The sequence below is a fragment of the Pseudonocardia sp. ICBG162 genome, assembly GCF_020496225.1.
GTDB lineage: Bacteria > Actinomycetota > Actinomycetes > Mycobacteriales > Pseudonocardiaceae > Pseudonocardia > Pseudonocardia alni.
Genome location: NZ_JAHLJD010000013.1, coordinates 238912 through 256899 on the forward strand (window position 1 = coordinate 238912; position 17988 = coordinate 256899).

Here is a 17988-nt window from a genome sequence, read left to right on the forward strand (position 1 = left end):
CACGTGCCCCGTGGCCGTCGACCGCCCCGTGCGGTCGGCGGCCACGGGCGTCTCCGGGGGTCGTCGGTGCCGCGTGGTAGACCCTCGGCGTGAGCTCTCCGCGTACGGCCCCGGCGGCCCGCGCCCGCCGCCCGGGGCGCGACCGGGGGCAGTGGCAGCCCGCTCCGGCCCGTCCGGTCGCGCGGGTGCTGGTCGACGTCGCGCTGCCGCACCTGGACCGGACCTTCGACTACCGCGTCCCGACCCACCTCGACGACGCCGCCGTCCCCGGCGTGCGGGTGCGGGTGCGCTTCGCCGGCCGGCTGGTCGACGGCTTCCTGCTGGAACGCTCCGACGACACCGCCCACGCCGGGAAGCTCGCCTGGGTCGACAAGGTCGTCTCGCCAGAACCGGTGCTCACCGCCGAGGTGGCCGGGCTGGCCCGGGCCGTCGCCGACCGCTACGCCGGGGTGATGGCCGACGTCCTGCGGCTCGCGGTGCCCGCCCGGCACGCCCGCGTCGAGTCCGAGACCCCGCGCGAGCGCGACACGACCGGCCCGGCCCCGGTGGACCGCGCCGGCTGGGAGGCCTACCCGCGCGGCGGGGCGTTCCTCGACGCGCTGGCGGGCGGGCGCGCCGCACACGCCGTCTGGCAGGCGCTGCCGGGGGAGGAGTGGGCGGCCCGGCTGGCCGAGGCCGCCGTCGCCACCCGGGCTGCGGGACGCTCGGCGCTGCTCGTCGTGCCCGACCAGCGCGACGTCGCCCGGCTGCACGCGGCCTGTGCGGCACTGCTCGGCGAGGACGGCGTGGTGGCCCTGACCGCGGAGCTCGGGCCCGCCGAACGCTACCGGCGCTGGCTGGCGGTGCGGCGGGGGAGCGTGCGGGTCGTCGTCGGCACCCGGTCCGCGGCGTTCGCACCGCTCGGCGAGCTCGGCCTGCTGGCCGTGTGGGACGACGGCGACGACTCCCACTCCGAGCCCCGCGCCCCCTACCCGCAGGTCCGCGACGTGCTGGTGCTGCGCGCACACCGCGAGGGCGCCGCGCTGCTGCTCGCGGGGTTCGCCCGGACCGCCGAGGCGCAGGTGCTCGTCGAGACCCGCTGGGCGAGTCCCATCGCGGCCGACCGTGCCGGGGTGCGCGCCCGGATGCCGCGGGTCACCGCGATCGGGGAGACCGACACCCAGCTCGTGCGTGACCCGGCCGCCCGCGCGGCCCGCGTCCCGGGCGTCGCGTTCGAGGCCGCCCGCGCCGCGCTGACCGCCGGGCGCCCGGTGCTGGTGCAGGTGCCGCGGTCGGGATACCTGCCGTTCCTGGCGTGCGCGTCCTGCCGCGACGCCGCCCGCTGCCGGCACTGCGCGGGGCCGCTGGGCCTGCCGCGCTCCGGCGCGGGGTCGGAGGGTGCGCTGCCCGCCTGCCGCTGGTGCGGCCGCGCCGAGCCGGCGTTCCGCTGCGGGCACTGCGGGTCGCGACGGCTGCGGGCCGGGGTGGTCGGCGCCGGTCGCACCGCCGAGGAGCTCGGCCGCGCGTTCCCCGGCGTCACCGTGCGGACCTCCGGCGGGGGCGCCGAGGTCCTCGACACCGTCCCGGCCGGGCCCGCGCTGGTCGTCGCCACCCCGGGGGCGGAGCCGGTCGTCGACGGCGGCGGCGGGGCGGGCTACGGCGCCGCGCTGCTGCTCGACGGCTGGGCGATGCTCGCCCGGCCCGACCTGCGCGTCGCCGAGGAGACGCTGCGCCGCTGGTTCGCCGCGGCCGCCGGGGTCGTGCCGCACACCGACGGCGGACGGGTCGTCGTCGTCGCCGAGGCGTCGGTGCCGACGGTGCAGGCGCTGGTGCGGTGGGACCCGGCCGGGCACGCCGAGGCCGAGCTCGCCGAACGCGCCGAGGTGGGGTTCCCGCCCGCGATCCGGATGGCCTCGGTGGAGGGGCCGCCCGCCGCCGTCGCCGAGATCTGCGACGCGGTGCTCGGCGCCGGGCGCGTCGACCCGTCCCCGCCCGAGGGGGTGGAGCTGCTCGGACCGGTCGAGATCGACCCGCCGGACCGGCCCGGGGCCGGTCACGGCGCCGTCGACGAGGTCCGCGAGCGCGCGCTGCTGCGGGTCCCGCGCCGCGCCGGGCGCGACCTGGCCCGCGCCCTGCACGACGCGCAGGCCCTGCGCACCGCCCGCAAGGCCCCCGAGACCGTCCGGGTCCGGCTCGACCCCGACGAGATCGACTGAGCGGTGCGCCGCGTCACCGGCGTGACACCGGACGGGAGCGGCGGTGTCGCAGTGGCACAATGGAGCGCTGATCACCGCACTCGTCCGCCGTGAGGGGAAGCCCGTGCCCATCCAGCCCGTCCGGCTGTTCGGCGACCCGGTCCTGCGCACCCGCGCCACCGAGGTCACCGACTTCGACGCGGAGCTGCGCAAGCTCGTCAGCGACCTGACCGACACCATGCACGACGAGGGCGGCGCTGGCCTGGCCGCGCCGCAGATCGGCGTCGGCAAGCGGGTGTTCGTCTACGACTGCGACGGTTTCTCCGGGCACCTGGTCAACCCGACCTGGGAGGCCGTCGGCGAGGACGAGCAGTTCGGCATGGAGGGCTGCCTGTCCATCCCCGGGCTCGGCTGGGACTGCCGGCGCAAGCTGCACGTCGTCGCGCGGGGCTGGGACATGCACGGCGAGCCGCAGGTGGTCGAGGGCTCCGAGCTGCTGGCGCGGGCCATCCAGCACGAGACCGACCACCTCGACGGCGTGCTGTTCGTCGACCGGCTCGACGCCGAGACCCGCAAGCTCGCGATGCGCGAGATCCGGGAGGCCGCCTGGTTCGGCGAGCCCGAGCCGGTGGTCAAGGCGAGCCCGCACCCCATGTTCGGCAAGGCTCGATGAGGCTGCTGTTCGCCGGCACCCCCGACCCGGCGGTGCCGTCGCTGCGGGCGCTGCTGGAGCACCCCGGCCACGAGGTCGTCGCGGTGCTGACCCGCCCGGACGCCCCCGCCGGGCGCGGCCGCAGGCTCACCCGCTCCCCGGTCGGCGAGCTCGCCGACGCGGCGGGGATCCCGGTGCTGACCCCCGCGAAGCCGTCGGACCCGGAGTTCCTCGACACGCTGCGCGCGCTCGCCCCGGACTGCGCCCCGGTCGTCGCCTACGGGGCGCTGCTGCCCCGCCCGGTGCTGGACGTGCCCGTCCACGGCTGGGTCAACCTGCACTTCTCGCTGCTGCCCGCCTGGCGCGGCGCGGCCCCGGTGCAGTCCGCGATCCGGCACGGCGACGACGTCACCGGCGCCACCACGTTCCGGCTCGAGGAGGGCATGGACACCGGGCCCACCTACGGCCTGGTCACCGAGACCGTCGGCGCGACCGACACCGCGGGCGACCTGCTGGGCAGGCTCGCCGAGTCCGGTGCCCGGCTGCTCGCCGCGACCCTGGACGGCATCGCCGACGGCACGCTGACCGCCGTCCCGCAGCCCGCCGAGGGGGTCTCGCTCGCGCCGAAGGTCACGACCGCCGACGCCCGCGCCGACTTCACCACCCCGGCCGCCGCGCTGGAACGGCTGATCCGCTCGGTCACCCCCGAGCCCGGCGCGTGGTGCGGGTTCCGCGACGACCGCCTCGGGCTCGGCCCGGTCCGCCCGTTGCGCACCGGCGAGGTCGAGCTCGCGCCGGGGGAGCTGCGGGTCGAGCGGCGCCGGGTGCTGGCCGGGACCGCGACCGTCCCGGTCGAGCTGGGCGAGGTGAAGCCGAAGGGCAAGCGGTTCATGCCCGCGCCGGACTGGGCCCGCGGCGCCCGGATCGACGGCGTCGAGTACCTGGGCTGACCGCCGCCACCCGCCCCGGTCCGGCGCACCGACCTCCCGACACCACACCGACTTCCGACATCCCGGACCTTCCGACATCCCGGACGACGGCCGGCCCCCGGCCACGGCGGACCCCGCCGAGGAGACCACGTGAGCGAGCAGGACCCCCGACCCGACCGCGACCGGCCCGACCGGTCCGACCGCCCCGAGCGGCGTGCCGGCGACGACCGGCACCGCGGTGGCGACAGGTCGGGTGGTGACCGGGCCCGCGGGGACCGGTCGCGCGACGACCGCGGCCCGCGCACCGGGTCCGGCTGGGGCGGCGGCCCGGGGCCCGGCGACCGGCGCGGCGGCTCCGGCTCCGGCTCGGGCGGCTCCGGTGAGCGCCGTGGCGGTGGGTGGCGCGACTCCGACCGGCCCAGCCACTCCCGCTCCGGCGGCGACGTGGCCCGCCCGCGCGACGGCGGGGACCGGTCGCGCGACGACCGTCCCCGCGGCGACCGCCCGTTCCGGGGCCGCGACGACCGGCCGCGGGGCGACGACCGCGCCCGCGGCGGGGACCGCTCCCGTGACGACCGCTCTCGTGACGACCGCCCGCGCGGCGACCGTGCCCGTGGCGACCGGCCCCGCCCCGACCGCCGTGACGACCGCCCCCGCGACGACCGCCCCCGCGACGACCGCCCCCGCGACGACCGCCCCCGCGGTGACCGCCCCGCCGGCGACCGTCCGCGGTACGACCGCGACGACCGCCCCCGCAGCGACCGGCCCCGCGACGACCGCCCCCGCAGCGACCGGCCCCGCGGTGACCGTCCCCAGAGCGATCGTCCTCAGGGCGACCGCGCCCGCAGCGACCGTCCCCGCAGCGACCGTCCCGGCGGTGACCGCCCGCAGGGCGACCGTCCCCGCCCCGACCGCGGCGACGACCGCCGCGGCGGCCGCGACGACCGTGGGGACCGGGGCGGCGACCGCGGCCCCCGCCGCGAACGCACCTCCGGCCCCCGCAACTCCGGCCCGCCCCGCGGCCGCAGCGGCCCCGGCAGGCCCCCGGCCGTCGACCCCGCCCGGCAGGCGGCCTACGAGCTGCTGACCGCCGTCCGCGAGCGCGACGCCTACGCCAACCTCGCGCTGCCCGGCATCCTGCGCCGCCACCGGCTGCGCGACCGCGACGCCGGCCTGGCCACCGAGCTCGGCTACGGCACCCTGCGCGCCCAGGGCCTGCTCGACACGATCATCGACGCCTGCACCGACCGCCCGCTGGCCAAGATCGAGCACGCGCTGCTCGACGCGCTGCGCCTGGGCGCCTACCAGCTGCTGCGCACCCGGGTGCCCGACCACGCGGCCGTGACCACCTGCGTCGAGCTGGTCCGGTCCGATCATGGTTCGCAGTCGGCCGGGTTCGTCAACGCGGTGCTGCGCCGCATCGGCGAGCACACCGAGGCCGAGTGGCTCGACCGCCTCGCCCCCGACCCCGCCGAGGACCCGGTCGGCGACGCCGCGCTGCGCCACGCCCACCCGCGCTGGATCGCGCAGGCCTTCGCCGACGCGCTCGGCGGCACCGGCGAGGAGCTGACCGCCGCCCTCGCCGCCGACGACACCCGGCCCCGCGTGCACCTGCTCGCCCGGCCCGGTGAGATCACCGCCGAGGAGCTGGCCCTGGCCACCGGCGGCGAGCAGGCGCCGTACTCGCCCTACGGGGTGCACCTGGAACCGGGCAGCGGCGACGTCGGCGAGCTCGACGCCGTCGCCGAGGGGCTCGCGATCGTCCAGGACGAGGGCAGCCAGCTCGTCGCTGCCGCGCTCGCCCGCGCCGAGCTGCTGGGCGAGGACACCGGCCGCTGGCTCGACCTGTGCGCCGGGCCGGGCGGCAAGGCGTCGCTGCTGGGTGGGCTCGTCGCCGCCCGGGGCGGGACGCTCGACGCGGTCGAGTCCAGCGAGCACCGCGCCGACCTCGTGCGCCGGTCCGTCGCGGAGCTGCCGGTCACCGTGCACGTCGCCGACGGCCGGGAGGCCCCGCTGCCCGACGGCGGCTACGACCGGGTGCTCGTCGACGCGCCCTGCACCGGGCTGGGCGCGCTGCGCCGCCGCCCCGAGGCCCGCTGGCGGCGCCGCCCCGAGGACATCGCGACGCTGACCCGGCTGCAGCGCGAGCTGCTCGTCGCCGCGCTGCGTCACGTCCGCCCCGGCGGCGTCGTCGCCTACGTCACCTGCTCGCCGCACGTGTCGGAGACCGTCGGCGTCGTCGGCCGGATCGTCGGCCGCGAGGGACGCCCCGGTCCGGCCGGTGCCGTCGAACAGCTCGACGCGCGCGCCTCGCTGCCCGGCGAGGTCCCCGGCCTCGGGGACGGGCCGACCGTCCAGCTGTGGCCGCACGTGCACGGCACCGATGCGATGTTCCTGGCGCTGCTGCGCCGCCCGCTCGAGGAGTGACCGCGGTGTGACGGCGGCCTCGCCCACGGGTGCGGGGCCGCCGGCGAGCGGCCAGTAACCTCCTCCGCGTGCACCCGATGATCGCGCCCAGCATCCTCTCGGCCGACTTCGCCCGACTCGGCGAGGAGGCCGCCGCCGTGGGCGGCGACGGGACCGGGAACGGCGCGGACTGGCTGCACGTCGACGTCATGGACGCGCACTTCGTGCCGAACCTGACGCTCGGCCTGCCGGTGGTGCAGAGCCTGCGCGCCGCCACCGACATCCCGCTCGACTGCCACCTGATGATCGAGGACCCGGACCGCTGGGCCCCGGGCTACGCCGAGGCGGGCGCCCGCAACGTCACCGTGCACGCCGAGGCCGCCCACGACCCGGTGATGCTCGCGAAGAACCTGCGCGCCGCCGGGTCCCTCGCCGGGCTGTCGATCAAGCCCGGCACCCCGCTCGACCCGTGGGTCGAGGTGCTCCGCCACTACGACACGCTGCTCGTGATGAGCGTCGAGCCCGGCTTCGGCGGGCAGAGCTTCATCCCCGAGGTCCTCGACAAGGTCCGCACCGTCCGCAACCTGGTCGACACCGGGCACCTCACGGTCCTCGTCGAGATCGACGGCGGCATCAACGCCGACACCATCGACCAGGCGGCCGAGGCCGGCGTCGACTGCTTCGTCGCCGGGTCCGCCGTCTACGGCGCCGACGACCCGGGCCGCGCCGTCGCCGCGCTGCGGGACAGCGTCCGCCGGGCGAACCCGCACCGCTGGGCCGACTGAGCCCGCCGCGGACGACCGAGCGACGGAGCACACCGGAGTGGACCGCCCGACCGGCACCGACGAGCGCACGGCCGCCGCCATGCGCCGCGCCCTCGCCGCGTCCGCCCGCGTCCACGGCACGACCAGCCCCAACCCGGCCGTCGGCTGCGTGGTCCTCGACCGCGACGGCGTCGTCGTCGGCACCGGTGCCACCGCACCGCCCGGCGGTCCGCACGCCGAACGCGCCGCGCTCGCGGAGGCGGGGGACCGCGCCGCGGGCGGGACCGCCGTGGTGACCCTGGAGCCCTGCAACCACACCGGCCGCACCCCGCCGTGCGTGGACGGCCTCCTCGAGGCCGGGATCGCCCGGGTGCACGCCGCCGTCGCCGACCCCAACCCGGTCGCGGCGGGCGGGCTGGACCGGCTCCGTGCCGCCGGTGTGGATGTGACGCTCGGCACGCTCGCCGACGAGGTGGCCCTCGGTCCGCTGCGCGGCTGGCTGCACCGCACGCGCACCGGCCGCCCCCACGTGACCTGGAAGGTCGCCACCACGCTCGACGGCCGGGTGGCCGCCGCCGACGGCACCAGCCGCTGGATCACCGGCCCGGCCGCGCGCGGCACGGTGCATGACCTGCGCCGCAGGATGGACGCGATCGTTGCGGGCACGGGTACCGTCCTGACCGACGACCCGGCGCTGACCGCCCGCCGGCCCGACGGCACCCTGTTCGACCGCCAGCCCCTGCGGGTGGTGGTGGGACACCGCGACGTCCCGCCCGGCGCCCGGCTGGCCCGGACCGACGAAGCCGGCACCGCCGACGTGCTCCACCTCCGCACCCGCGATCCGGGGGAGGTGCTCGCCGAGCTCAGCCACCGGACCGTGGTGGACGTGCTCCTCGAGGGCGGACCGACCCTCGCCGGTGCGTTCGTCGCCGCAGGACTCGTCGACCGGGTGCTCGTGCACCTGGCCCCGGCCCTGCTCGGCGCGGGACCGCACGCCCTCGGCGACGCGGGCGTGGTAACGATCGCCGACATCGTGCGGTTGCACGTGGACGAGATCCACCGCGCCGGCGACGACGTGGTCATCGACGCACGACCGGCACCCGGCCCGACCGGGCCGGACGTGCCGCAGTAGGAGGGACGGGCGATGTTCACCGGGATCGTGGAGGAGGTCGGCGAGGTCGTCGACGTCCGCACCGACGACGACGTCGTCGTGCTGACCGTGCGCGCGGCCCTGGCCGCCGAGGTCGGGCACGGGGAGTCGGTCGCGGTGAACGGCTGTTGCCTCACCGCCGTCGTCACCGGGCCGGGCGCGGCCACCCTGACCCTCGAGCTGGTTCCCGAGACGCTGAAGCGGACCTCGCTCGGCGCCGTCGGCGCCGGGTCCGGGGTCAACCTGGAGCGCGCGGTGCCCGCCGGTGGCCGGCTCGACGGCCACATCGTGCAGGGCCACGTCGACGGCGTCGGCACCGTCGTGTCCCGCACCCCCGGCGAGCGCAGCGACGAGGTCCGCTTCTCGCTGCCCGCCGAGCTGGCCCGCTACGTCGTCGAGAAGGGCTCCGTCGCCGTCGACGGGGTCTCGCTGACCGTCGCCACCGTGTACCCGGACGGGTTCGGGGTGGCGCTGATCCCGACGACCCTGGCCGAGACCACCCTGGGGTCGCGCGCCCCGGGTGATCCGGTCAACCTGGAGGTCGACGTGATCGCCAAGTACGTGGAACGCATGACCGCGGGGTACCTGCAGGGGCCCGGGTCCGGACAGGAAGGGGTCGCCCGGTGAGCGAGCCGTGGGAGTCGCCGGTCACGCCGGCAGGCCAGGGGTCGGGCAAGCTGCCGGACGCCCCGCACACCGCGATGTCGCCCTCGGAGCGGGCCGAGCGCTTCGCCCAGATCGAGAAGGCCATCGCCGACATCGCCGAGGGCAAGCCGGTCGTCGTGATGGACGACGAGGACCGCGAGAACGAGGGCGACCTCATCTTCGCGGCGTCGAAGGCGACCGCGGAGCTGCTGGCGTTCACCGTCCGCTACACCTCCGGCTACGTCTGCGTGGCCATCACCGGTGAGGCGTGCGAGCGGCTCGACCTGCCGCCGATGCACCACACCAACCGGGACTCCTTCCGCACCGCGTACACGGTCACCGTGGACGCGAAGGAGGGCGTCACCACCGGCATCTCCGCCCAGGACCGCGCGCACACGATCCGCACGCTGGCCGACCCGGAGACCGACCGGCACGACCTGGTCCGGCCCGGCCACGTCGTGCCGCTGCAGGCCCGCGAGGGCGGCGTGCTGCGCCGCCCCGGGCACACCGAGGCCGCGGTCGACCTCGCCCGGATGGCGGGCCTGCCCGCCGCGGGCGCGCTCTGCGAGATCGTCTCGGAGAAGAACACCGGCGAGATGGCCCGCGGCGAGGAGCTCGGCGTGTTCGCCGCCGACCACGACCTCACCCTGATCACCATCGCCGACCTCATCGCCTACCGGCGCCGCTACGAGAAGCACGTCGAGCGGGTCGCGACCGCGCGGATCCCCACCGGCCACGGTGACTTCCTCGCCCACGGCTACGACTGCACCCTCGACGGCACCGAGCACATCGCCATGGTGATGGGCGACATCGCGACCCCCGCCGACGACGGCGAGAACGTGCTCGTCCGGGTGCACTCCGAGTGCCTCACCGGCGACGTCCTCGGCTCGCTGCGCTGCGACTGCGGCCCCCAGCTCGACGCGGCCCTGGAGGCCGTCGCCAAGGAGGGCCGCGGCGTCGTGCTCTACATGCGCGGTCACGAGGGCCGGGGGATCGGCCTGCTGCACAAGCTGCAGGCCTACCAGCTCCAGGAGGCCGGCGCCGACACCGTCGACGCCAACCTCGCGATGGGGCTGCCCGCCGACGCCCGGGACTACGGCATCGGCGCCCAGATCCTCGCCGACCTCGGCGTGAAGTCGATGCGGCTGCTCACCAACAACCCGGACAAGCGCGCCGGGCTGGAGGGCTACGGGCTGCGCGTCGTCGGCCGCGAGCCGATGCCGGTGCGCGCCACCCCGCAGAACCTGCGCTACCTGCGGACCAAGCGCGACCGGATGGGCCACGACCTGCCCGATCTCGGCGAGGTCGCCGACCCGGCGCTCTGACCCCGGCCGTGCGCCGTGCACCGGGAGACCCCGTGGCGCGGCGCGCGGGCCGAGAGGCGAGAATCGGCCCATGAGCGGTGAGGGCCGGCCCTCCGGGGCCACGCAGCTGGACGCGAGCGGACTGCGGGTCGGGGTGGTGGCGGCCCGCTGGCACGCCGAGATCGTGGACCGGCTGCTGGAACGGGCCGTCGCCGCGGCCCGCGAGGCCGGTGCCGAGCCCACCGTCGTGCGGGTGCCCGGCACCGTCGAGCTGCCGGTCGTCGCCCAGGAGCTCGCCCGCGGCCACGACGCCGTCGTCGCGCTCGGTGTCGTCGTCCGCGGCGGCACCCCGCACTTCGAGTACGTCTGCGACGCCGTCACCGCGGGCCTCACCCGCGTGGCGCTCGACGAGTCGACCCCGGTCGGCAACGGCGTGCTCACCACCGACACGGTGGACCAGGCGATCGACCGCTCCGGCGCGCCGGGCGCGGCCGAGGACAAGGGTGCCGAGGCCTGCATCGCCGCACTCGAATCGGCGCTGGCGCTGCGCGACCTGCGCGCCGATGCCCCGACCCGCCCGTGACCCCGACCCGGGTCAGCACAGGGAGACTCCAGTGACCGAGCAGCCGACCGACTCCACCACCCCCGCCCCTGCCGCCCCGGTGGCCCGGACCCGGACCGGGCCCGGACCGGACGCGGTGACCCTGCGCCCGCGGGTCATCCGCTGGACCGCCTGGCTCAGCGCCGCCGGCGTGATGGTGTTCTTCCTCATCGCGGCCTACTTCATGCCCGCCGAGGACACCGGGGTGATCTTCCAGCCGGCCGACCAGGTCGCGATGATGGTCATCGGGGCGTTCGTCGCCGGCGGGCTGCTGCTCATGGCCCGCCCCCGGGTGCGCGCCGACAGCCACGGCATCGAGGTCCGCAACGTCATCACCGCCCGGTGGTACGACTGGGCCGACGTGCACGGCGTCTCGTTCCCCGACGGCGCCGCCTCGGCCCGCCTGGAGCTGCCCGACGACGAGTACCAGTCGGTGCTCGCCGTGCAGGCCGTCGACCGCGGGCTGGCCGTGCGCCACGTCCGCACCCTGCGCACCCTGCACCGCACCGCCGTCCTGGGGGAGTGACCCCGGCTCAGGCGCCGATGCCCGGCGCCCCGGCCCGGCCGTCCAGGCGCGGGCCGCCCAGGTCGGCCCGGTCGGCCGCGGCGGCCCCGTGCCGGAAGCCGCTGCCCGACACCTGCGGGCGGCGGGCGCGGCGCAGCCGGCCGAACTCGGCGTCGTAGGCGCGGTCGACCTCGGCGCCGCGGTCGGCCAGCACCAGCTCGGTCGAGGCCGCCGCCCGCCCGGTCTCGGCCTCGGTCTCGCCCAGCGCGGAGCGCTCGGCCTCGCACAGCCGCTCGTACACCCGGCCCGCGAAGCCGTAGATCCAGGACCGCCGGTAGGCCGCCACCGACTCGCCCGGGTCCGGCGGGCGGACCGCGGCCAGCGCGGCCGTGGCCTGCAGCAGCAGCGAGGTGTAGAGCAGCTCCACCCGCTCCCGGTCCGAGGCGAACCCGAACACGGTCACCGCGGCGACCGAGCCGCCCCGCTGGTCGTGCATCACCCACCGGCAGCGCAGCGCCGACGCCGTCCACCCCAGCAGCCGGGCCTTCGCCCCGCTGTAGGGGTTGTCGACGGTGATCCGGCTCCGGCCGATCGGGTCGGCCCGCGACGGCCCGGCGCCGGGCGCCGCCGCCAGCAGCGCCTCGTCGATCCCGTGCCGCGCCATCAGCGCGAACGCCTTGTCGGTGTAGATCTCGGCCTCGTCCGGGGTGCCGGCCCGCTCCGCCTTCGCCAGCAGCTTGCGGATCCGGTCCAGCCGGGCCCCGGGCACCTGCTCACCCGGCGCGGTGCCGATGTCGGTGCGGGGGCCGGTCTCCTGCGCGGTGCTCACGGCGGTCTCCTCGGGCTCGGTATGGTCGAACTCGTGTTCGAGGGCGAGGTGTACCGGACCCTACCGACAGTTCCGGCGGCGCCGCGCGAGGTCCCCGGCCGACACGCGTCCCTACACCTCGTCCGGGGCCCGCGCCGAGGCCGGGGCCGGACCGGGACCGTCGGTGCCCGCAACTACCCTGGGAGTCACCATGGCCGACCCCAGCACCTACCGTCCGGCGACCGGGACGATCCCGGAGTCGCCCGGGGTGTACCGCTTCTCCGACCCCCGTGGCCGGGTGATCTACGTCGGCAAGGCCAAGAGCCTGCGGCAGCGGCTGAACTCCTACTTCGCCGACCTGTCCGGCCTCCACCCGCGCACCCGGCAGATGGTCACCACCGCGGCGAAGGTGGAGTGGACGGTCGTCGGGACCGAGGTCGAGGCCCTCCAGCTCGAGTACAACTGGATCAAGGAGTACGACCCGCGGTTCAACGTCCGCTACCGCGACGACAAGAGCTATCCCGTGCTCGCCGTGACGATGCACGAGGAGTACCCGCGGCTGCACGTCTACCGCGGCCCGCGCCGCAAGGGCGTGCGCTACTTCGGCCCGTACGCCCACGCCTGGGCCATCCGCGAGACCCTCGACCTGCTGCTGCGGGTCTTCCCCGCGCGCACCTGCTCGACGGGGGTGTTCAAGCGGCACGGCCAGATCGGGCGGCCCTGCCTGCTCGGCTACATCGACAAGTGCTCCGCCCCCTGCGTGGGCACGGTCAGCGCCGACGAGCACCGCGACATCGTCGAGAACTTCTCCGACTTCCTGTCCGGGCGCACCGACCGGATGGTCCGCCAGCTCGAACGCGACATGGCCGAGGCGTCGGAGAACCTGGAGTTCGAGCGCGCGGCCCGGATGCGCGACGACCTCGGCGCCCTGCGCCGCGCCCTGGAGAAGCAGGCCGTCGTGCTGGGTGACGGCACCGACGCCGACGTCGTCGCCTTCGCCGAGGACGAGCTGGAGGCCGCGGTCCAGGTCTTCCACGTCCGCGGCGGCCGGGTCCGCGGCCAGCGCGGCTGGGTGATCGACAAGGTCGAGCCCACCGACACCGAGCAGCTCGTCGAGCGGTTCGTCTCCCAGTTCTACGGCGAGCAGCACGCCCTCGCCGGCGCCGCCGACGACGCGGCGCAGCCGGTGCCCAAGGAGATCCTGGTCCCGGTGCTGCCCTCCGACACGCCCGCGCTGGAGCGCTGGCTGACCGGGCTGCGCGGCTCCAGGGTCGGGATCCGGGTGCCGCAGCGCGGCGACAAGCGGGACCTCGCCGCGACCGTCGCGCGGAACGCGAAGGAGGCGTTCGCCCAGCACAAGCTGCGCCGCGCCGGGGACCTCACCGCCCGGTCGGCCGCGCTGCAGGAGATCCAGGAGAACCTGGAGCTCGACCAGGCGCCGCTGCGCATCGAGTGCATCGACATCAGCCACGTGCAGGGCACGAACGTGGTCGCGTCGCTGGTGGTCTTCGAGGACGGGCTGCCCCGCAAGTCCGAGTACCGCCGCTTCGAGATCCGCGACGCGGCACAGGAGGGCGACGTCGCCTCGATCGCCGAGGTGGTGCGGCGCCGGTTCCGCCGCTACCTGGCCGAGACGGCCGACGAGCCGGCCCCCACCGAGGGCTCCGGGGAGGTCGCGCCGGGCGACACCGTGCGCACCGGGATCGACCCCGAGACCGGGCGGCCCAAGAAGTTCGCCTACCCCCCGAACCTGCTCGTCGTCGACGGTGCGAAGCCGCAGGTCGACGCGGCGGCCGCGGAGCTGGCCGGGCTGGGGATCACCGACGTCGCGGTGTGCGGGCTCGCCAAGCGCCTCGAGGAGGTCTGGCTGCCCCACGACACCGACCCGGTGATCCTGTCCCGGACCAGCGAGGGGCTCTACCTGCTGCAGCGGATCCGGGACGAGGCGCACCGGTTCGCCATCACCTATCACCGCCAGCGTCGTTCGCAGGGCATGACGGCGTCCGCTCTCGACGGGGTGCCCGGGCTCGGCCCGGCCCGCAAGCAGGCGCTGCTCAAGCACTTCGGGTCGGTGCGCAAGCTGCGCGCCGCCGACGTCGACGAGATCGCCGGTGTGCCCGGCTTCGGTCGCCGGACCGCCGAGTCCGTGGTCGCGGCCCTGCACGCCGGAACCGAGGGGGAGAAGGCATGACCGACGACAACGGCGAGGTGACCGCGGGCCCGGGGATCGAGGTCGCGGTGGTCAGCGGCCTGTCCGGGGCCGGGCGCAGCACCGCGGCGAAGGTCCTGGAGGACCTGGGCTGGTTCGTGGTGGACAACCTGCCGCCCGAGCTCATCGCCACGATGGTCGAGCTGGGGTCGCGGGCCCGGGGCGAGGTGGCCCGGATCGCGGTGGTGATGGACGTGCGCTCCCGCGCGTTCACCGACGACCTCGGTGCCGTCATCAAGGACCTCGACGGTCGCGGCTACCGGCCCAAGCTGCTGTTCCTGGAGGCCTCCGACGCGGTGCTGGTGCGCCGCTTCGAGCAGAACCGCCGCTCGCACCCGCTGCAGGGCGCCGGGCGCATCACCGACGGCCTCAACGCCGAGCGCGAGGTGCTGCGGCCGCTGCGCGAGGACGCCGACCTCGTCGTCGACACCTCGAACCTGTCGGTGCACGACCTGCGCACCCGGATCGAGGGCTCGTTCGCCCAGGAGAGCGCGCACGCCGCGACCCGGGTGACGGTGCTGTCGTTCGGCTACAAGTACGGGCTGCCGCTGGACTCCGACCTCGTCGTCGACGTGCGGTTCCTGCCCAACCCGCACTGGATCCCCGAGCTGCGCCCGTTCACCGGCCGCGACCGGGAGGTCAGCGACTACGTGCTGTCCCAGGAGGGCGCGGAGGAGTTCGTCGACCGCTACCTGGAGCTGCTCGACCTCGTCGGCGCCGGGTACCGGCGCGAGGGCAAGCGGTACCTGACCGTGGCCGTCGGCTGCACCGGCGGCAAGCACCGCTCGGTGGCGATCTCGGAGGAGATCGGGCGCCGGCTCGCCGACCGCGAGGGCATCCAGGTCAACGTCGAGCACCGCGACATGGGGCGCGAGTGAGCCCACGCCCACCCGAGCGCACCGGGGGACTGCGGGTGGTCGCGCTCGGCGGTGGGCACGGCCTGCACGCCACGCTGACCGCACTGCGCCGCTGCCCGCCGGTCACCGACATCACCGCCGTGGTCACCGTCGCCGACGACGGCGGCTCCTCGGGGCGGCTGCGCCGCGAGCTCGGCCTGCTCCCGCCCGGCGACCTGCGGATGGCCCTCGCGGCGCTGGCCGGCGACGACGAGCGGGGCCGCTTCTGGTCCGGGCTGGTCCAGCACCGCTTCGGCGGGACCGGCGCCCTGGCCGGGCACGCGGTGGGCAACCTGCTGCTCGCCGGGCTGCTGGAACGCGACGGCGACCCCGTGCGCGCGCTGGCGACGGTCGGCGAGCTGATGGGCTGCGCCGGACGGGTCCTGCCGATGGCCCGGGTGCCGCTGGACATCGAGGCGGAGGTCGCGCTGGACGGCGTCGACGGCGCCCACCTGATCCGCGGCCAGGTCGCCGTCGCCTCCACCCCGGGCCGGGTGCGCCGGGTCTGGCTGCGGCCCGCCGACCCACCCGCCTGCGACGAGGCCGTCCGCGCGGTGCGCGACGCCGACGTCGTGCTCCTCGGACCCGGCTCGTGGTTCACCAGCGTGCTCCCGCACCTGCTCGTGCCCGGGCTGCGCGACGCGCTGCTGGAGACCCCGGCGGCCCGGGTCGTGCTGCTCAACCTGGCCCCCGAGCCGGGGGAGACCGCCGGTTTCTCCCCCGAACAGCACCTTGAAGTACTGTCCGGGCACGCTCCCGGTCTGCGGGTGCACGCCGTCCTGGCCGACGCCGGGTCGGTGAGCCTGCCGGACCGGCTGGACGCGGCCGCCGCCGACCTGCTGGTCCCCGGCGGACGGGTGTGGCCGGCCGCGGTCGCCGACGCCCGGGCGGCGACCCCGCGGCACGACCCGGACGCACTGGCCGGGGCACTCGCCGACGTGTTCGGCGCTCTGACCCCCGGCCGGGTCCCGACGGAGAACGGCACGCACGACAGCCCGCAGCACGACAGCCCGCAGCGCGGAAGGAGCTCCCGATGGCCATGACCGCCACGGTGAAGGACGAGCTGAGCCGGCTCACCGTCACCAAGCAGTCGTCGCGGCGCGCGGAGGTCGCCTCGTTGCTCCGCTTCGCAGGCGGCCTGCACATCGTGGGCGGCCGGGTGGTGATCGAGGCCGAGGTCGACACCGGCTCGGTCGCCCGCAGGCTGCGCCGCGAGATCCACGAGCTCTACGGCCACACCGCCGACGCGCACGTGATCACCGCGGGTGGGCTGCGCCGCAGCGCCCGCTACGTGATCCGGGTGATCCGCGACGGCGAGGGACTCGCCCGCCAGACCGGGCTGCTCGACAACCGCGGCCGTCCGGTGCGCGGGCTGCCGCCGCCCGTCGTCTCCGGTGACCTGTCCGACGCCGAGGCCGCCTGGCGCGGCGCGTTCCTCGCGCACGGGTCGCTCACCGAGCCGGGCCGCAGCTCCGCCCTGGAGGTCACCTGCCCCGGCCCCGAGGCCGCGCTGGCCCTGGTCGGCGCGGCACGCAGGCTGGGCGTCGCGGCGAAGGCCCGCGAGGTCCGCGGTGCCGACCGGGTCGTCGTCCGCGACGGTGACGCGATCGGCGCGCTGCTGACCCGGATGGGCGCCCACCAGAGCGTCCTGTCCTGGGAGGAGCGGCGGATGCGCCGCGAGGTCCGGGCGACGGCGAACCGGCTCGCGAACTTCGACGACGCCAACCTGCGCCGCTCGGCGCGGGCCGCGGTCGCCGCGGCGGCCCGGGTCAGCCGCGCCCTGGAGATCCTCGGCGACGAGGTGCCCGAGCACCTGCAGGCCGCCGGGCGGCTGCGGGCCGAGCACACCCAGGCGTCGCTGGAGGAGCTGGGCCAGCTGGCCGACCCGCCGATGACCAAGGACGCGGTGGCCGGCCGGATCCGGCGGCTGCTCCAGACCGCGGACAAGAAGGCCGCCGAGCTCGGCATCCCCGACACCGAGTCCGCCGTCACCGCCGAGATGCTGGAGGAGGAGGGCGGCGGGCGCTGACCGCGGTCACACCCCGTCACGAGGGGGGTGCGGGGCGTCGGGCATGATGCCGCCGTGACGATCCCGGGCTCCACCCTCCTCGCCGTTCATCTCGATCGATCCAGCATGCTGCGGCCGCTCCTGCCCGCACTGCGCTCCGGTCTGGCGGACCTGCTCGCCGAGCAGGACGCCCACGACGGTCACCTGCAGGTCGTCGTCGCCACCGGGGACGACCTCACCCGCTCGCTGCCCGACGGCACGCACCCGCCCGCCGTCCCGGTCGGTGCCGCCGAGGCCCGCACCGCACTGCCCGCGAAGCTGCGCCCGCTGGGCGGCCCGGACCTGCGCGGCGGCGCGGCCCGGCTGCTCGGCGCCGTCGGCGACGAGCTCGCCGCCCGCGACGAGGCCGACCGCCCCGAGCGGGTCGTCGTCCTGCTCGTCGGGGAGGGCGCGGTCGGCGACACCTCCGCGGTCCGCGAGCGGATCGTCCACCAGCAGAGCACCTACGCCTGGGAGTTCGTGCTGGTCGACGTGACCACCGGCACGATCCCGGCCGCCGCGGGTGCCCGGGCGGCCGCGTCCGGGGAGAACCGGGGCGAGGGCGGGGACGCCGCCGTCGCCGTCGCCGAGCGGCCCGCGGGCGACGGGGCCGAGCGCTTCGGCGTGCCGGTCACCGCCACCATCACCGCGGGTCCGGGTGCGACCGGCGTGACCGCCGCGCTGTCCGCGGCCTCGGCGTTCGTGACCCGCGCCCGCGACGGGCGTCCGCACGAGCCGGTCGAGGGCTTCTCCGACGACGAGCGCGCCGCCGCCGACGTCCCCGACACCCGTCCGGGCTGGCGCCGCCTGCTCCGCCTGGCCTGAGCACGCCCGCGACGGCCCCGTGACCCGCCCGGGCACGGGGCCGTCGCGTGTCCGGATACCGGCCGGTACCGGT

16 protein-coding genes are annotated in these 17988 nt (G+C 76.7%); 15 read left to right on the forward strand and 1 reads right to left on the reverse strand.

Going from position 1 to position 17988, the window contains the following annotated elements; translation table 11 throughout:
* Positions 1-89: 89 nt before the first annotated feature.
* The 10 genes from KPL60_RS04450 (at position 90) to KPL60_RS04495 (ending at position 11151) form a co-directional block, all read left to right on the forward strand.
* Positions 90-2195 carry a primosomal protein N' gene (locus tag KPL60_RS04450; protein WP_226364995.1) on the forward strand — a complete coding sequence of 702 codons (2106 nt, stop codon included), beginning with the start codon at positions 90-92 and terminating at the stop codon, positions 2193-2195.
* Between the two features lie 103 nt (positions 2196-2298).
* Positions 2299-2847, forward strand: a complete 549-nt coding sequence (gene def / locus KPL60_RS04455) for a peptide deformylase (RefSeq protein ID WP_062403164.1) — start codon at positions 2299-2301, stop codon at positions 2845-2847.
* A complete protein-coding gene (gene fmt, locus KPL60_RS04460) occupies positions 2844-3776 on the forward strand; it encodes a methionyl-tRNA formyltransferase (protein WP_226364996.1) in 933 nt (310 codons plus the stop codon). The genes def and fmt overlap by 4 nt, the downstream gene beginning before the upstream one ends.
* A 1059-nt stretch (positions 3777-4835) precedes the next feature.
* Positions 4836-6182 (forward strand): RsmB/NOP family class I SAM-dependent RNA methyltransferase, encoded by a 1347-nt coding sequence (locus KPL60_RS04465; RefSeq protein ID WP_226366024.1) that lies wholly within the window; start codon positions 4836-4838, stop codon positions 6180-6182.
* Between the two features lie 77 nt (positions 6183-6259).
* Complete coding sequence (gene rpe / locus KPL60_RS04470) at positions 6260-6946, forward strand: ribulose-phosphate 3-epimerase (RefSeq protein WP_226357518.1); 687 nt, start codon at positions 6260-6262, stop codon at positions 6944-6946.
* A gap of 79 nt (positions 6947-7025) precedes the next feature.
* On the forward strand, positions 7026-8057 hold the full coding sequence (gene ribD, locus KPL60_RS04475) for a bifunctional diaminohydroxyphosphoribosylaminopyrimidine deaminase/5-amino-6-(5-phosphoribosylamino)uracil reductase RibD (protein WP_226366025.1): 1032 nt from the start codon (positions 7026-7028) through the stop codon (positions 8055-8057).
* Between the two features lie 12 nt (positions 8058-8069).
* A complete protein-coding gene (locus KPL60_RS04480) occupies positions 8070-8702 on the forward strand; it encodes a riboflavin synthase (RefSeq protein WP_226357327.1) in 633 nt (210 codons plus the stop codon).
* A gap of 74 nt (positions 8703-8776) precedes the next feature.
* Positions 8777-10045 carry a bifunctional 3,4-dihydroxy-2-butanone-4-phosphate synthase/GTP cyclohydrolase II gene (locus tag KPL60_RS04485; RefSeq protein ID WP_226357516.1) on the forward strand — a complete coding sequence of 423 codons (1269 nt, stop codon included), beginning with the start codon at positions 8777-8779 and terminating at the stop codon, positions 10043-10045.
* Between the two features lie 70 nt (positions 10046-10115).
* A complete protein-coding gene (gene ribH / locus KPL60_RS04490) occupies positions 10116-10607 on the forward strand; it encodes a 6,7-dimethyl-8-ribityllumazine synthase (protein ID WP_226364997.1) in 492 nt (163 codons plus the stop codon).
* A 31-nt stretch (positions 10608-10638) separates the two neighbouring features.
* Complete coding sequence (locus KPL60_RS04495) at positions 10639-11151, forward strand: PH domain-containing protein (RefSeq protein ID WP_374203892.1); 513 nt, start codon at positions 10639-10641, stop codon at positions 11149-11151.
* A gap of 7 nt (positions 11152-11158) precedes the next feature.
* On the opposite strand, the gene KPL60_RS04500 is transcribed toward KPL60_RS04495, so the two are convergent.
* The gene (locus KPL60_RS04500) at positions 11159-11959 is read right to left on the reverse strand and encodes a DUF2786 domain-containing protein (RefSeq protein ID WP_308016651.1); all 801 of its coding nucleotides are present in this window, start codon (positions 11957-11959) and stop codon (positions 11159-11161) included.
* A 190-nt stretch (positions 11960-12149) separates the two neighbouring features.
* Here KPL60_RS04500 and uvrC point away from each other — a divergent pair, with 190 nt between their 5' ends.
* From uvrC to KPL60_RS04525, 5 genes are all read left to right on the forward strand, one after another.
* The gene (gene uvrC, locus KPL60_RS04505) at positions 12150-14129 is read left to right on the forward strand and encodes an excinuclease ABC subunit UvrC (RefSeq protein WP_226357326.1); all 1980 of its coding nucleotides are present in this window, start codon (positions 12150-12152) and stop codon (positions 14127-14129) included.
* Positions 14126-15025, forward strand: a complete 900-nt coding sequence (rapZ, locus tag KPL60_RS04510; protein ID WP_208821208.1) for an RNase adapter RapZ — start codon at positions 14126-14128, stop codon at positions 15023-15025. The genes uvrC and rapZ overlap by 4 nt, the downstream gene beginning before the upstream one ends.
* A 29-nt stretch (positions 15026-15054) precedes the next feature.
* Positions 15055-16086 (forward strand): uridine diphosphate-N-acetylglucosamine-binding protein YvcK, encoded by a 1032-nt coding sequence (gene yvcK / locus KPL60_RS04515; RefSeq protein ID WP_226357514.1) that lies wholly within the window; start codon positions 15055-15057, stop codon positions 16084-16086.
* Positions 16077-17072 carry a DNA-binding protein WhiA gene (whiA, locus tag KPL60_RS04520; RefSeq protein ID WP_062395598.1) on the forward strand — a complete coding sequence of 332 codons (996 nt, stop codon included), beginning with the start codon at positions 16077-16079 and terminating at the stop codon, positions 17070-17072. The genes yvcK and whiA overlap by 10 nt, the downstream gene beginning before the upstream one ends.
* A 105-nt stretch (positions 17073-17177) precedes the next feature.
* Positions 17178-17915 (forward strand): hypothetical protein, encoded by a 738-nt coding sequence (locus KPL60_RS04525; RefSeq protein WP_226357324.1) that lies wholly within the window; start codon positions 17178-17180, stop codon positions 17913-17915.
* Positions 17916-17988 lie beyond the last annotated feature (73 nt).

Coding starts and splice junctions, on each gene's coding strand:
- KPL60_RS04525 (WP_226357324.1), top strand. CDS start 17,178: ATGCTGCGGCCGCTCCTGCCCGCACTGCGCTCCGGTCTGGCGGACCTG.
- KPL60_RS04485 (WP_226357516.1), top strand. CDS start 8,777: ATGTCGCCCTCGGAGCGGGCCGAGCGCTTCGCCCAGATCGAGAAGGCC.
- uvrC (WP_226357326.1), top strand. CDS start 12,150: ATGGCCGACCCCAGCACCTACCGTCCGGCGACCGGGACGATCCCGGAG.
- ribD (WP_226366025.1), top strand. CDS start 7,026: ATGCGCCGCGCCCTCGCCGCGTCCGCCCGCGTCCACGGCACGACCAGC.
- whiA (WP_062395598.1), top strand. CDS start 16,077: ATGGCCATGACCGCCACGGTGAAGGACGAGCTGAGCCGGCTCACCGTC.
- ribH (WP_226364997.1), top strand. CDS start 10,116: ATGAGCGGTGAGGGCCGGCCCTCCGGGGCCACGCAGCTGGACGCGAGC.
- KPL60_RS04480 (WP_226357327.1), top strand. CDS start 8,070: ATGTTCACCGGGATCGTGGAGGAGGTCGGCGAGGTCGTCGACGTCCGC.
- fmt (WP_226364996.1), top strand. CDS start 2,844: ATGAGGCTGCTGTTCGCCGGCACCCCCGACCCGGCGGTGCCGTCGCTG.
- rapZ (WP_208821208.1), top strand. CDS start 14,126: ATGACCGACGACAACGGCGAGGTGACCGCGGGCCCGGGGATCGAGGTC.
- rpe (WP_226357518.1), top strand. CDS start 6,260: ATGATCGCGCCCAGCATCCTCTCGGCCGACTTCGCCCGACTCGGCGAG.